This window comes from Neobacillus niacini (assembly GCF_023715415.1).
Classification (GTDB): Bacteria; Bacillota; Bacilli; order Bacillales; family Cytobacillaceae; genus Neobacillus; species Neobacillus niacini_C.
In genome coordinates, this window is sequence record NZ_JAMBOB010000010.1 from 1 (window position 1) to 13,960 (window position 13,960).

14 protein-coding genes and 1 rRNA gene are annotated in these 13,960 nt (G+C 39.9%); 1 reads left to right on the forward strand and 14 read right to left on the reverse strand.

Annotated features, from left to right (window positions below):
* A 16S ribosomal RNA gene (locus M3189_RS21285) occupies positions 1–201 on the reverse strand; the annotation flags it as partial.
* A 272-nt stretch (positions 202–473) separates the two neighbouring features.
* The gene (locus M3189_RS21290; protein WP_251637661.1) at positions 474–1,349 is read right to left on the reverse strand and encodes a nucleotidyltransferase-like protein; all 876 of its coding nucleotides are present in this window, start codon (positions 1,347–1,349) and stop codon (positions 474–476) included.
* A 150-nt stretch (positions 1,350–1,499) separates the two neighbouring features.
* Between M3189_RS21290 and M3189_RS21295 the strand changes: the two genes are divergently transcribed.
* Positions 1,500–1,850 (forward strand): YgzB family protein, encoded by a 351-nt coding sequence (locus M3189_RS21295; protein ID WP_251637664.1) that lies wholly within the window; start codon positions 1,500–1,502, stop codon positions 1,848–1,850.
* A gap of 32 nt (positions 1,851–1,882) precedes the next feature.
* Here the strand turns inward: M3189_RS21295 and perR are convergent, their stop codons facing one another.
* The 12 genes from perR to M3189_RS21355 all read right to left on the reverse strand — a co-directional run bounded on the left by perR (position 1,883) and on the right by M3189_RS21355 (position 13,955).
* A complete protein-coding gene (gene perR / locus M3189_RS21300; protein ID WP_251637667.1) occupies positions 1,883–2,320 on the reverse strand; it encodes a peroxide-responsive transcriptional repressor PerR in 438 nt (145 codons plus the stop codon).
* A gap of 106 nt (positions 2,321–2,426) precedes the next feature.
* The gene (locus M3189_RS21305; RefSeq protein ID WP_251637668.1) at positions 2,427–2,981 is read right to left on the reverse strand and encodes a cob(I)yrinic acid a,c-diamide adenosyltransferase; all 555 of its coding nucleotides are present in this window, start codon (positions 2,979–2,981) and stop codon (positions 2,427–2,429) included.
* 213 nt (positions 2,982–3,194) lie between these two features.
* Positions 3,195–4,442 (reverse strand): MFS transporter, encoded by a 1,248-nt coding sequence (locus tag M3189_RS21310; RefSeq protein ID WP_251637670.1) that lies wholly within the window; start codon positions 4,440–4,442, stop codon positions 3,195–3,197.
* 230 nt (positions 4,443–4,672) lie between these two features.
* On the reverse strand, positions 4,673–5,599 hold the full coding sequence (locus M3189_RS21315) for an alpha/beta hydrolase (protein ID WP_251637672.1): 927 nt from the start codon (positions 5,597–5,599) through the stop codon (positions 4,673–4,675).
* A gap of 102 nt (positions 5,600–5,701) precedes the next feature.
* Positions 5,702–6,799 (reverse strand): FAD-dependent oxidoreductase, encoded by a 1,098-nt coding sequence (locus M3189_RS21320; protein WP_251637674.1) that lies wholly within the window; start codon positions 6,797–6,799, stop codon positions 5,702–5,704.
* A 45-nt stretch (positions 6,800–6,844) separates the two neighbouring features.
* The gene (locus tag M3189_RS21325) at positions 6,845–7,531 is read right to left on the reverse strand and encodes a 3-oxoacid CoA-transferase subunit B (protein WP_251637682.1); all 687 of its coding nucleotides are present in this window, start codon (positions 7,529–7,531) and stop codon (positions 6,845–6,847) included.
* Positions 7,524–8,219 (reverse strand): 3-oxoacid CoA-transferase subunit A, encoded by a 696-nt coding sequence (locus M3189_RS21330; protein WP_251637684.1) that lies wholly within the window; start codon positions 8,217–8,219, stop codon positions 7,524–7,526. Before M3189_RS21330 ends, M3189_RS21325 begins: the two co-directional genes overlap by 8 nt.
* Positions 8,220–8,235: 16 nt before the next feature.
* Positions 8,236–9,186 carry an MBL fold metallo-hydrolase gene (locus M3189_RS21335; RefSeq protein WP_251637694.1) on the reverse strand — a complete coding sequence of 317 codons (951 nt, stop codon included), beginning with the start codon at positions 9,184–9,186 and terminating at the stop codon, positions 8,236–8,238.
* Between the two features lie 22 nt (positions 9,187–9,208).
* Positions 9,209–10,906 (reverse strand): CocE/NonD family hydrolase, encoded by a 1,698-nt coding sequence (locus tag M3189_RS21340; protein WP_251637703.1) that lies wholly within the window; start codon positions 10,904–10,906, stop codon positions 9,209–9,211.
* Positions 10,907–11,329: 423 nt separating this feature from the next.
* Positions 11,330–11,743, reverse strand: a complete 414-nt coding sequence (locus M3189_RS21345) for a Zn-ribbon domain-containing OB-fold protein (protein ID WP_251637705.1) — start codon at positions 11,741–11,743, stop codon at positions 11,330–11,332.
* Between the two features lie 3 nt (positions 11,744–11,746).
* Positions 11,747–12,910, reverse strand: a complete 1,164-nt coding sequence (locus M3189_RS21350; protein ID WP_251637707.1) for a thiolase domain-containing protein — start codon at positions 12,908–12,910, stop codon at positions 11,747–11,749.
* A gap of 43 nt (positions 12,911–12,953) precedes the next feature.
* Entirely contained in the window at positions 12,954–13,955 is a 1,002-nt protein-coding gene (locus M3189_RS21355; RefSeq protein ID WP_251637709.1) for a phosphotriesterase family protein, read from the reverse strand.
* Positions 13,956–13,960: the final 5 nt, after the last annotated feature.

Below are 13,960 nucleotides of genomic sequence, written 5' to 3' on the forward strand. Positions count from 1 at the left end.
TTTCCTCATGAGAGGAAAAGGATTATCCGGTATTAGCACCGGTTTCCCGGTGTTATCCCAGTCTTACAGGCAGGTTGCCCACGTGTTACTCACCCGTCCGCCGCTAACCAAGAGGTGCAAGCACCTCAAGATTCGCTCGACTTGCATGTATTAGGCACGCCGCCAGCGTTCGTCCTGAGCCAGGATCAAACTCTCCAAGAAAGTTGATATAGCTCATTTGTTACGTTGGCTTAGCTTTTACAAAAAGCTAAAAAATTGTTTGTTGACGTTCTTGTTTGTTTAGTTTTCAAAGAACAAATTCTTCTTTCGCTCGTAAGCGACTTTCATAATATAACACAAATCATTTTACAGTGTCAATATTTTTTTAAAAAAAGAAGACCGTCACTTGCGAATAGCTTTGCATCATTCGTTCGCAGCGACGGTTATTAATATATCAAGTATCCCCAAAAAGGTCAATAGCTTTTATTACTTTTTTAAGATAATTTTTTACTCACCTGATAACATCTGTGAAATATCCCATGTCCTTTTGTCTCTACACTAACCACATCAATGAGTCCTTTTTCAATTAGGAATTCAATCAGAACAGCTAAATCCACAGAATATGGAATCAATTCTTGTTCATTTTGAATCTCATTGAACGTCCAATATTCCTTGGGACTTAGAACTTCTAAAAGATGAGCACAACCCACTTTAGTACGAGAATGAATCATAAACTCACTAGCTAAAAATAATAGCTCCAGCCTTTTTTCAATTGCCTCTTCACTATTAACAAGTTCTTCATATAATTTTACAATTTCCGGTTCAATCTGTTTTACCTGCTGCCAAACCGTTAATTCCGGATGAAGACCATTTTCAATTACAGCAAGTCTTGCTAAGTGGTGTAAAGAGTGAACTACATAATTATATGCATCAAGATATTGTTTGTTCTCAAAGAGCGCCTTACCATCGATATACCGTCTTATCAACTTTGCAAATTCTAATCCCATTTTTACCTTACGGCCATTAAAAGGGAATTCACGTAATTCTGTTTTTAGATTTTCTATATACTCATTTCGATCAAACAATATCTTGGCATTTTGAAGCCATTCAAATATTTTTCGATTCGTGCCTAATAGAAGCCAATCATTTAATTGGCTCTCTGTGACGATGTGCATTGCCGCCTTGCTATCATTATAAGTATAGTGCTTTATTAATAATGGCTGCTCTCCTTCTTTTACAATAATTAAAAGTATTACATCAAAGGTGTCTGTGGTATGGCTTGATTTAAGTCTTTTCTCTACCATCAATACTCCAAGTGTATTGGATTGACTAGCCCGTTCCTGATAAATGGGCCGAAGAATGTCTTTCATTCATCATTCCTCCATAATTTTCGATAACGTATATGTTCGACAGTAATAATAAATCTCCTTCTTATTAAGAAGACAAATTTCGACATTTATTCAACATAACATTTTTTCACAAGATGTAAATATGGTATAGTTTGTCTAGGAGGAGAATATATGACTAAATATTCAAGTAAAATAAATAAAATTCGTAGTTTTGCTTTATCCTTAATTTTTATCGGCTTTATCGTAATGTACGGTGGAATTTATTTTCGAAACTCTCCACTTATTATGACCATTTTCATGCTGATAGGAGTTTTATTCATTATTGCTAGTACTGTTGTTTATTTTTGGATTGGGATGTTATCAACTAAAACCATTCAAGTGACATGTCCAAGCTGTGGTAAATACACAAAAATGCTCGGAAAAGTGGATATATGTATGCATTGCAGAGAAACTCTAACACTAGATCCTAACCTTGTAGGTAAAGAGTTTGATGAATCTTACAATAAAAAATCAAAAAAATAAAAGCCGATTTTATTAATCGGCTTTTTGCTGTATTAATGTACTTCTTTACTCGTACACTCTGGACATGTTCCGTAGACTTCCATTCGATGATTATTCACCTTAAAACCCGTAACGTGAGAAGCAAGTTGTTCTACTTCATTTAATCCTGGGTAATGGAAATCAACTATTTTCCCACAACTTTCACAAATTACATGGTAGTGGTGTGATGTTACAAAATCAAACCGTGCTGAAGCATCACCATATGTTAATTCTTTTACTAACCCTACTTCACGAAATACTCGTAAATTATTGTAAACTGTTGCCACACTCATATTAGGGAATTTCCCTTCTAGGGCTTTATAAATATCATCTGCTGTAGGATGTGACATTGAGTTTATTAAAAATTCAAGTATCGCATGACGTTGTGGAGTTATCCGTACTCCCGTATCCTTTAATGTTTCCAATGCTTCTTTTAACTGATTCATCGCCATGCACCTCTATTCCAAAAATATTCTTAAATTATAATTGTTATAATTAGTTTACTAAGGAATTAATACTTTTGTCAATATTGTTATATCATAATGAAGTAATTGTTTATTACTTTTCATTGTGTAACGTTTGCTCTGTAATCCCTAATACATGATTTACAAATCGAGCTGTTACAAATAGCAGGTCAGACAGTCTATTTAAATATGCCAAAACAAGAGGATTTACATCGTCCCCCAAAGATACGGCACATCTTTCTGCTCTTCTAGCAGTTGTACGAGCAACATGGAAAGCAGCACCAGCTGAATGTCCTCCTGGCAAGATAAAATTAGTCAGGGTTGGAAGTGATTCATTTAATTCATCTATGTGTTTTTCCATTTCCTCAATATCACTTGGATTAAGAGACCACTTTACTTCCTTTCCCTTTGGTGTAGCCAGCTCTGCACCAACATGAAACAGATTTGTTTGTATTTTATGATACACATTCTCTATTAATTCTTTCTTTTGAAAAGATTCACCATTTAAATAGCTTAATGCAAGTCCAATTATTGAATTCGTTTCGTCGCAGGTTCCATACGCTTCAACCCGCAAGTCATTCTTAGCAACCCTTTGCCCATAAATTAAAGATGTCGTACCTTTATCACCGGTTTTTGTATAAATCTTCATTATAATTCCCCCCATTATTGTTCTTTTATCTTAATACTAATATATGTACGTACCCAATGGTTTTATTTTAATAAAAAAAGGGTCGATAATCGACCCAACAAGTTTTATCTGAGGAGGTATGCCCTAATAAAATGATATTCATTCCACAGTTGTTTGCATTGGACAAATGCCTTTTCTATAGAAAATAGGCTAGAAAATGCTGAAACCCTCAACCTATACTCGGACGCTAGCTTCAACATTTGGAGTTAACGGAACTTTAGCTGGTGCTGTTTCTTTATAGAGGAAACAAAATAGGAATGCCAGAGCACCTGCAGCCGCAGCTACGTATAATGGTGTTTGAATTCCATACATATCTGCTAAAGCACCATTTATCATTGGATTTAAGAATCCACCGATTAACTCACCAATACCGATGGTTAAACCGATAGCAAGTCCTGAGTATTGTAAAGGAACAGACTCAACCGGAATAACGGACATTGACATACCAATTACACCTGAACCCGCAGACCCGATGAATAAAAGAAGCATCATTAATGGAATTGAATCCACGAAAACGATAGATAGTGGGATAAGTATTAACAAAAAGCCCGAAACCAATGAAGCTGGTTTACGACCCGTGCGCTCTGAAAGTGTTGGAATTAAGAAACCAAAGATCGCATATCCCACCCCGAATGAAGCCATTACGAAACTCATTGTTGTTTCAGATAAACCTTTTGCTTGTACCAAATATGTCGGTCCAAAAATTTGGAATGCCATTAGTGTTGTCATTACTAAACTGAAAATAACAACTGATAACCAAATATTGCGGTGCTTAAGAACATCTTTTACTTTAACTTTTTCAGTCGATTTTGTAGCATGCATAGCATGGAATTTCACTGGATCGGGATTTTTTACGGATTTAAGGATAACAAAGCTTAAAATAACCCCTGGGATAATCGTTAAATAGAATGCAGTATGCCAGTCAAAATTTGTTGCCAAAGCAACGATTACTACAGGCGCTAAAATACTTCCAAATAAAGCGTTACTGGTATTCATGGTGAAACCTAAGTTAAATCCTCTTCGACGCTCTGACGATTCCATTGCTAAAATAGATTGTGTTTGCGGAATCAGCGGACCTTCTACAATCCCCATTAATAGACGTAGTACGAATAACATTGCAAATGATTGTGCTAAACCGTGCATTAATGAAACAACCGAAAATGCCAGTACTAAAACAGCTAACATCGATTTCTTACTTTTCACTTTATCTGAAATAAAGCCACCCAATGGTCCAGATATTGACCAAGTTAACGCAAGAGCTGCTCCAAGTAATCCCAATTGTGTGTAGTTTAGTCCTAAATCTACAGAAATCATTGGGAATAAGTAGTTAATTGCTAAACGGTCAAAGAATACGAATCCGATTGTGAAAAAGACGATGACGACTAACTTATTTTCATACGTCCAAAACTTTTTGTTTTTCATATAATAAAACACCCTTCCTTAAATCATTTTTTTAAAATTACATTCTGAATATTAAGAAAATTATCTGCAGTTTTATCCTTTATAAACATGATGCGTCTATACAAGTGATGCTCCCGTTTAAAAATGGCAGTGTAAAGAATTACACACAAATGGAAGTGATCTAACATAATGTGCTTGGTTTTAACACGGTGATCACTTCCATAGAAAAATCTGTTAACCTATCAATATTCTTATTTAGAGCTTAAAAAATCAGCTGTTCGTTTATAAACATCTTTATATTCATCAAGATGGGTAAATTTCCCTAAGAAGCCATGTGTCGCCCCTTCATATCTTATTAATTCAGCATTCACACCGCATTTTTTTAAGTTCGCAGCAAATAGTTCACCTTCGTCCCGGAATGGATCATATTCTGCTGTAAAAATAAGAGCCGCTGGAAGGTTTTCTAAATTTTCTTCTCGAATCGGTGAAACAAGCGGATTATCGGTGTCCACATCCCCTAATAAATAGAATGAGTTAATTTCTGCTAATTGATCGCTCTCCACAAAATAACCCTTTCCATTTTCCACCAATGAAGGGTAACGGAATTCACTAAAGTCAAGGTCTAAGGATGGATAAAACAATACTTGCTTTGTAATGGTAAATTCCTTTTTATCACGCGCCATTAGGGTAATGGCAGCAACTAAGTTACCACCAGAACTATCTCCAGCAACTGCTAATGATTTCCCATTCCATTTTAATTCGTCTTTATGTTGTGTTGCCCATTTTGTAACATTATAGCAATCTACTAATGCTGCTGGATATGGATGTTCAGGTGCAAGACGGTACCCCACAGAAATCACTTTATAGCCTGATTCCTTGCAAATCGGGCGAACCACTTCATCATGACTTTCTAAATTTCCTGACATAAATGCGCCACCATGGAAATACAAGAGGATTGGATAAGAATCTGCTTCCTCTGATGTATAGATTCTGACTGGTATATCTGCTTCAATTGTCGGAATAGTTCTTTCTTCGACATCATAAACTTGTACACGTTGTTCAACCGGTAAAACTGGAGCATCGAACATTTTTCTATGTTCTTCTGGAATAATTTTTTGTTTACTTTCAGAGTGTGGAATGAAATCCAATATTTTTTTTATCTCTGGATGTACAGGCATTTACGAACCCTCCCTATTTCATCCGTCGCTCATTTGATCGAACAACCGACGGAATATTCCTATCATAGTTAATATTCTGAAACTCATAATCAAAAAAATCTCTTATTCAGCATTTTCAAAGAATTCTTTTTCAGGGAAAAAGGTATCTTCTTGGTCATTATGGAACTGACGAGATAAATTTTGAAATAAGTGGCAAACTGGTTTTCTCAGAGCCTCATACTTTTGTAATGCTTCTGCAACGGAATCGGTTTCTAATAAGCATTCAGCCAATACTCCTGCATCTTGAATCGCCATATTTGCACCTTGGCCTTGGTTATGAAGCATTGAATGAGCTGCATCCCCAAGTAAAGTGATACAATTATTGCTCCACTGTTTAATTGGATCAATATCATATAGCGCACGAACATCCCAATGATCTACATCTTCCGCAATCTTCTGGAAGTTAGGGTGGTAATTCTTTAACTCTTTTAGCATTTCCTCTTTTGGCACGTTTGGTCTTCCAGTCGGATCGCTATGTGGTACGGTAATATCGACAGAAACTTGTTTTCGATATTTTAATGGCAGCAAATATATGTTAACTTTATCATCTGCTGCAATCCGTAGTGTGTCTTCAGTTGCTAAACCATAGGTTTCATCCTCATTGACAAGTGCCCGATAGGCATGATAATGGTGGAAAACCGGCTGAGCTTGGCTAAAAAATAGCGAACGAGTCAGGGAACGAATACCATCTGCACCAATAACCAAATCAGCTTCCACTTTCACACCATTTTCAAACTCAATTTCTGCATAATCTCCATGGCGAACGATATTTTTACACTTGTGATTCAAATGGAGGAACTCCGATGGAATGGCATTAATCAATGTGTCGAGACAGTCTGCACGATGAATCAATCTTGCCCATTTTTCATTAGGGTCATCTGTTAATGCTGGCCATTGTTCCTTAAGTATCACTTCCGCTTTATCTGAAAGGATCTCTATTTGAAGGCTTTTATGGGTTACTCTCTCAATTTCTTCCTTAAGTCCCCATTTCTCAAAATACTGGATGGATGGCGGACGTAACCCAATACCTGCACCTACCTCTGTTATGGCTGCTGCTTGCTCATAGACATTGACATTAAATCCCGCATGGCGTAAAGCTACTGCCGCTGACGCCCCGCCAATACCTGCACCGAGAATAGCAATTCTTAAATTTGATTTCATAAATATTTCCCTCCCAAACTATTATATTCCCCAATTATTGGTTACTTAAATTACCGCAGAATCTCCTTTTGAGAGTCTGGTCTCAAGAATCTTAAGCGGTGCAGCAGTATTGGCCTGCAGGTATTCAAACGTAACACCAGGAGCGAGTTCTTGGACGACAAGACCATCATCTGTCACGTCAATTACTGCAAGGTCTGTATAGATTCGATCCACACAGCGAGGTGCAGTCAGTGGGTACGTACATTCCTCTACTATCTTCGGTACTCCCTTACTACTATGCTGCATGCAAAGGAATACTCGCTTTGCTCCAACCGTTAAATCCATTGCTCCCCCAACACGTCCAAGCGGTTTGTTAGGGAGTTTCCAACTAGCAAGATCACCGTACATTGAGACTTGGAATGCACCTAATATCGCTGCATCAAGATGGCCCCCGCGGATCATTGCAAATGAGTCTGATTGTGAGAAAAAGCAGCCGCCTGGTTTTAATGTAATGGGTTCCTTACCCGCATTAACTAGGTCCATATCCTCTTCCCCTGGTTCAGGTTTTGGGCCCAGCCCAAGAAGTCCATTCTCACTATGGAGAATAATTTCCCGTCCTTCAGGAATGACATCAGCCACAAGTGTCGGTATTCCAATACCAAGATTGACAAACCAGCCATCTTCTAGGTCTTGAGCTACACGAGAAGCTAACTCTATCTTTGACCATCCAACCTTCTGTTCGTCTTTACTCATTGACTAACACCCTCCCTTCTCTTTGAGGTTCCAATTTAATTAAACGATGTACGTAGACACTCGGTGTCGCAATGTTTTCTGGGTCCAATTCTCCGACTTCTACGATTTCATCTACCTCAGCAATTGTGATCTTCGCTGCAGTCGCCATTACTGGGTTAAAATTACGCTGTGTCTTATTGTAAACAAGATTTCCCCAGCGATCTGCTTTATGTCCTTTTATAAAAGCAAAGTCACCTATGATAGCGTGTTCTAAAACGTGCAAACGACCATTGAACATACGAGTTTCCTTGCCTTCTCCAAGTTCAGTGTGCGCCGCCGTCGGTGTGTAAAATGCTGGAACCCCCGCACCGCCTGCACGGATACGTTCTGCTAATGTTCCTTGTGGGGCAATTTCTAACTCGATCGTTCCATTCTGAAGACGAGCAATCAAATCGTCTGCGTGTGGACCGACTGGGAAAGAGCAAATAATTTTCTTTACCTGATTATTGCTGATTAATGCAGCAACACCATCACTAACGGCACCAATATTATTGGATACAACGGTTAGATTCTTTGCTCCTTGCTCAACAAGGGCAGCTATTAGGTGGGAAGGCAATCCGCTTCCTCCAAATCCACCAACAAGCAAAGTTGCTCCATCATGTATATCGGCAATTGCCTTTGCTGTATTTTCATATTTTTTTTGAATCATTTAAATGTTCCTCCTCTCATTTCAATTTGCAACCACTAAGTTCTTCATAGTAACCATTCATTGTTATAAAAAATGCACAAGGTAGGTTTCTTGGATTACCTGTATAACCAATCTCTTTTGCAATTGATCCAAACGGTCCATACAGTTCATGCTGTTCACTAGGAAGTCCTTTTGTTAAATGGTGCTTCACCAAATCGCTTAATTTAGTGTCCATTTCAAGACTTGCTTGTAACACTGCTGCCACTTGCTCACCTTCGATTTGTGCACTTTGCAATTCGCCATTGACATTGCGGAATGGATGCCCTAAAAATAATCGATTAGGGCGAACTTCTGTTAATAAACGCTGTACACTTCTGCGATATAAAGTTGGGTCTTCAATCGTTGGGAATCCGCTAAAACCCCCATACATTTGAACAGCATCTGCTGCAAATGCCCAGTCTAAGCCTTCCAACACATATGTCACAGATCCTATCGAATGACCTGGAGTTTCCACCACTTTTAACGTGATGTCTGCTCCTAGGTGGATTGAATCACCCTCCACTACCTCCAGATTCGGTTCGATAGTGCCGCCAATATCTGCTGTTAGCATTGTGATATGTTTTTCTTGTATGGCTGGATCGGTGATGTATTTTCCTTGCAGCGACTTGTAATCAACAATTTGTTCATTCTTATCACGCAAAAGTCGAGCTTCAATATTGGGAATCACGACTTTTGCGTTTCGTCCTGTTTTTTCCCATACTGCATAAGCGCCACCGAGATGATCGACATGACCATGCGTCAGTAAAATCCATCGAATATCTTCTATACGGATACCATGTTCAGCTAAGATTGGCTCTATATCTTGCTGTGCCGAGATACTAACACCCGTATCGATAATTGCTGGTTCCGGTGCGTCCACATAATATGCAAATGCGGAAATTGGACCAAATTTACACTCAATCGGTATGACACGTACTGCATTTGTCATGTTGTTCACCTCTTTTCCTTTGTTACTTATTTGTAACGTCATACTGTTTAGGAATTACAGGCAATACTAAACGTGATTGGTGATCAAGGTCACGATAGATTTTGTGTGTTGTTGCACGTCCGCTTGGTAAGTGATAACTATCAGGCGGTAATAATTTCGCATCTTCTCCATCAAGTGGTTCGTTACATGCAAGATCTAATTCAATTCGATGTCCTGATTTAATTAAGAAAGAAAATGGGTATAAGCGAATTGCATATTCGTTAATCTCACCAGGTGTAACGGGTACCACAGAGGTATGTGGGTGCCATGGCTCTCCGTAGGTTGATTTATCTTCATTTAGTTCACGATGAGAGGCTTTTAAATAACCAGATGTCATTAACGTACGTTTGCCGTTAGAATCTACATCATAAAGCTTGGCAATGAAGTTTGTATCATCGGTATCGATTTCTGCATGAATATATAACGCCCCTGTACCTGTCATTTCCACAGGCTCTAGGAATTTATCACTCGTCCATTTTATCTTTTCTGATGTTGTTGTTACGGTTAATGGTGCTTGGTAGAAGCCATCTGGATGTGCATATTCAGATGATAAAGGTTCGCACTTTTCGCTAATTTTGTGGCGAGGACGAAGGTAGAACTCTTTCTTCACCTCATTTGGCAATGGCCAGTGATCTTCTTTACGCCATTTATTAGAACCTTCTACAGAAAATTGCACAGTTGGTTCATCCATAATGCCATTATCAATACCCTTTAACCAATAATCATACCAGCGGAACATTTCGTCATGATTTTCATGGAATGGACGCTCTAACATAGGCGGCAGTGCTTGGATATCAAGTTTTTTAATGCCTGATACTTTGTGGAAACATTCTATTGTGCCTTCGACGTTCCAACCGCGGCCCCATTTTGCTTGGAAGTAGGTTGGGATAGTAACTTTGTGTGCCACTTGAATAGCACTGTTTTCTTGCCAGAATGGTCCATCTAGCGGATTTAATAAGTAATCCATCCATAATTCGTGACGATCTTGATAATGTAATAGATGAACAAAATCTGACCAATGAGCAATATCTGGATCATTTAATCGTTCTTGCGTTTTTTCTTTAATCTCTTCTGGTGAGAACACTTTCGATGTTTTACTCGCTACGTTATTAAAAGCGTTACCGCTGTCGCCTCCACGTCCTTCACGAGAAGCACGCGGCATTAGCCACATGATACCGCCGTGATAACAAAGTTCATAAAGATCAAAGTGCCCGCCGTTTGCAAAGATTGCTTTTAAGTGTGGCGGCTGTTCCGCTGCACCTAAAATTTGAACAGATGCAAAGTATGAAATACCAATCATCCCAATATTGCCATCGCACCATTCTTGCTCAGCCATCCATTCAACGAGGTCATAGATATCTTTACCGTCTCCATGGCCGCCTGAATTGTAGTTACCGCACATCTGACCTTCGGAGTGACCAGTACCACGTACGTCAGCAATAATATGAGCATAGCCACGTTCGACAACAGCATGGATATCTCCAGCCTCGATGGCACCGTTCCAGAGATGACTTGGTCGTGCTTGTGGCGGTAATGTTAACGCCTGTGCTTGCAGTTCCTTCCCATACGGACTAATTGCAAGTAATGCTGGTACTTTGGCAGCGCCATCAGGAAGGTAGATATCAGCTGCAATATGTACGCCATCACGCATCGGTATGCGTACATCCTTAATGATTCTCATTTATTTCAACTCCTCTGTTTAATCCTTCTAAGAAACTTATTGATCTAGTAAATATCTACTTATTGAGGACTAATCTATAGGACTCCCAACTAAGATTTGTCCTTAAGACCCCTTATTGAGGACTAATCTATTGGACTCTCAACGAGATTTGTCCTTTAGACACCTTATTGAGGACAAATCTATTGGACTCTCAACGAAGATTTGTCCTTTAGACACTTTATTGAGGACAAATCTATTGGACTCTCAACTAAGATTTGTCCTTAAGACCCCTCAATGAGGACAAACCTTCTAAACTCTCAACGAAGATTTGTCCTTAAGACCCCTCATTAAGGACTAATCTTCTAGACTCTCAATGAAGATTTGTCCTTAAGACCCCTAATTGAGGACAAATCGACAAAATTCTCATTGAGTTTTGTCCTCGTATCATCCTTCAACAGGTGTAAAACAAGGTATAAAAGGACCTGGATTATTTTCATCCCCGCTCTGCTTGAATACCACTTTTACCCTTTGATTGATGTGCACCTTATCTAGGTCACAATCAACGATATTTGTCATCATTCTTGGTCCTTCATCGAGTTCTACAAACGCAATCGCATATGGCACGCCTCGTCGCATTACACTATAGGTATAAATGTTGCCAGTACCTTTTGCTTCCACCCAATTTGTCTTTTCGCTCATGCAATGGGGACATAACACTCGTGGATAATAATGAAACTCTCTACAAGAATCGCACTGTTTGATTAGTAGTTTTCCTTGTGCAGCAGCATCCCAATATTCCTTATGTTCTGGATGAATTTCAGGGATTGTCATACTTCTATCGTGAAAGGTTGTTCCCATTCTTTACACCCTCTCCATGATAAGTGTGGCACTTCCGTGACGGCTTGCTAGTCCCCCACCAGTACCGTGAGCTAAAGCAATGTCACAATTTTCAACCTGCACTCGTGGATGTGCTTCGCCGCGCAGCTGACGAACAGCCTCAATTACTTTTACAATGCCGCCTCGACTTGCAGGGTGGTTGTTATTTAACCCGCCGCCATCCGTATTGATTGGAAGCTTTCCAATTCCTGAAATCAAGTTGCCATCGGTAACAAACTTACCGCCCTCACCTTTCTTACAAAAACCTAAGTCTTCAAGCTGCATCAACACGGTAATGGTAAAGCTATCATAAATGGACGCATATTTAATATCTTGGGGTGTCACTCCAGCTTCCTCAAAAGCTCTAGGTCCTGACCAAATTGCTCCTGAATAGGTTAGTGTTGTTTTGCCGCCAAGTAATCCTTTTGGTGCTTCGCCTGCTCCCATCACTCGGACAAGTGGACGTTTCAGACTTTTAGCAATCTCAGGTCTAACAATAACTAGTGCACCGCCGCCATCGCTTACAACACAGCAATCCAATTTATGTAATGGATCAGCAATCATAGTGGACGAAACAACCTCTTCCACGGTTACTAAATCCCGCAGCATTGCATTTGAGTTGTATTGTGCATGATGTGAAGCCGCCACTTTAACCCAAGCTAATTGCTCGCTTGTTGTGCCATATTCATGCATATGACGCATCGCAGCCATTGCATATTCATTTACAGCTGTAGGTCCAAATGGAAGTTCAAACGGTGTATCTGGAACATTGGCACCAACTCGCTTCTGTTTCACACCACTTCTGCCTTCTGAACGTGGACGACCTGCCATTGTAATTAATGCAACATTGCATTTACCTGCTGCGATTGCCTGCGCAGCATGTGATACTTGAGCAATGTACGACGAGCCGCCAGTGTCTGTACCGTCTACATGACGTACATTGAGTCCTAAATAATCGACCATTGACAGAACTCCACCCGGAGCATCACCGGCACAAAAGTAACCGTCAACATCGGAGAAATTTAACCCCGCATCTTCTAAGGCACCTTTCGCACATTCAGCATGCAAGGCAGCAACGGATTTATCAGGAGCCTTACGTGTTGGATGCTCGAATGCCCCAGCTATATAGGCCATTCCTTTAATCGTCATCTGTCTTAACCTCCCGTTTATTACGTTTAGTCGTCTTTATCTATTAACGAGATTTTTGCACAGAACGTCCTAACAAAGGTTTGATATCTTGCGGTTCTTGTATGGTTAAAAATTTCGTAGGATTGTGTACTAATAGTTGTTCAATTACCTCTTCACCCACACCAGCTTTACGCAAATCAGGTAAGAACTCTTCGAATAAGTAGTTTACTGAATGTCCTTTTAATCCTGGCCAGCCTAGTGCACAGCAGTTAGCATCTGCTGAAATAAGGGCACGGTTGACATAGCCTTTATCAAGGAAGCGAAGGAAATGATCCACACGATCTTGACGAGGACGTGACCAATATGGAGCACCTTCCATTTCACTGTCATAGCCGATTGTATCGAAGCCTACCCAGCCGCCTAGATTGGCAATCAGATTATCACGGTCTTCATTTAGATATCCGCCATCATCAGCATGGCCCATAAGGACACGATCAAGTGGTAATCCTTCTTCATCAAAGATAGCAATTGCTGTTTGGGCATCTACGCATAAGTGTGTAATGATTGGTGCACCTGTTTTTAACGCTGCTCGTGCCGCTGCACGATAGATGCGTTTATCTAGTTCGCTTAGTTTTCCGCCGCGGCTTACGCCGACTTTAATCGCACCGGCTTTTGCACCTGTACCGTCAATACCAACCGTAATTTCATGGATGAATAAATCCATTAGGTACTCGACTGGTTTGTCACGGAAATATGGAAGAGCTGAGTCTCCCGCTACAAAGCCTGTAACCGCAATGATATGAACGCCCGTTCTACGTGAAAGTACTTGGAAATACTCGACATCTCGTCCGTTGCCTATTCCTGTACAATCTACGAACGTCTTACCACCGTGTTCACGGAAACGGCGTAACTTTTCGATTGTCACTTCAAATGCTTCTTCAGGTTTTTTCCACCACTGTGTATCTAAATCACAACCTGGCAGACCGAACCCAATATGCTCGTGCACTGCTATAATTCCTAAATCCTCTGTCGGGATTGGCCCTAGAACCGTATTTACCTTACCCATCTATT

Excerpts from the sequence above, each read along its gene's own strand:
- M3189_RS21290 (WP_251637661.1), bottom strand. The coding sequence starts at position 1,349 with ATGAAAGACATTCTTCGGCCCATTTATCAGGAACGGGCTAGTCAATCC.
- M3189_RS21295 (WP_251637664.1), top strand. The coding sequence starts at position 1,500 with ATGACTAAATATTCAAGTAAAATAAATAAAATTCGTAGTTTTGCTTTA.
- perR (WP_251637667.1), bottom strand. The coding sequence starts at position 2,320 with ATGGCGATGAATCAGTTAAAAGAAGCATTGGAAACATTAAAGGATACG.
- M3189_RS21305 (WP_251637668.1), bottom strand. The coding sequence starts at position 2,981 with ATGAAGATTTATACAAAAACCGGTGATAAAGGTACGACATCTTTAATT.
- M3189_RS21310 (WP_251637670.1), bottom strand. The coding sequence starts at position 4,442 with ATGAAAAACAAAAAGTTTTGGACGTATGAAAATAAGTTAGTCGTCATC.
- M3189_RS21315 (WP_251637672.1), bottom strand. The coding sequence starts at position 5,599 with ATGCCTGTACATCCAGAGATAAAAAAAATATTGGATTTCATTCCACAC.
- M3189_RS21320 (WP_251637674.1), bottom strand. The coding sequence starts at position 6,799 with ATGAAATCAAATTTAAGAATTGCTATTCTCGGTGCAGGTATTGGCGGG.
- M3189_RS21325 (WP_251637682.1), bottom strand. The coding sequence starts at position 7,531 with ATGAGTAAAGACGAACAGAAGGTTGGATGGTCAAAGATAGAGTTAGCT.
- M3189_RS21330 (WP_251637684.1), bottom strand. The coding sequence starts at position 8,219 with ATGATTCAAAAAAAATATGAAAATACAGCAAAGGCAATTGCCGATATA.
- M3189_RS21335 (WP_251637694.1), bottom strand. The coding sequence starts at position 9,186 with ATGACAAATGCAGTACGTGTCATACCGATTGAGTGTAAATTTGGTCCA.
- M3189_RS21340 (WP_251637703.1), bottom strand. The coding sequence starts at position 10,906 with ATGAGAATCATTAAGGATGTACGCATACCGATGCGTGATGGCGTACAT.
- M3189_RS21345 (WP_251637705.1), bottom strand. The coding sequence starts at position 11,743 with ATGGGAACAACCTTTCACGATAGAAGTATGACAATCCCTGAAATTCAT.
- M3189_RS21350 (WP_251637707.1), bottom strand. The coding sequence starts at position 12,910 with ATGACGATTAAAGGAATGGCCTATATAGCTGGGGCATTCGAGCATCCA.
- M3189_RS21355 (WP_251637709.1), bottom strand. The coding sequence starts at position 13,955 with ATGGGTAAGGTAAATACGGTTCTAGGGCCAATCCCGACAGAGGATTTA.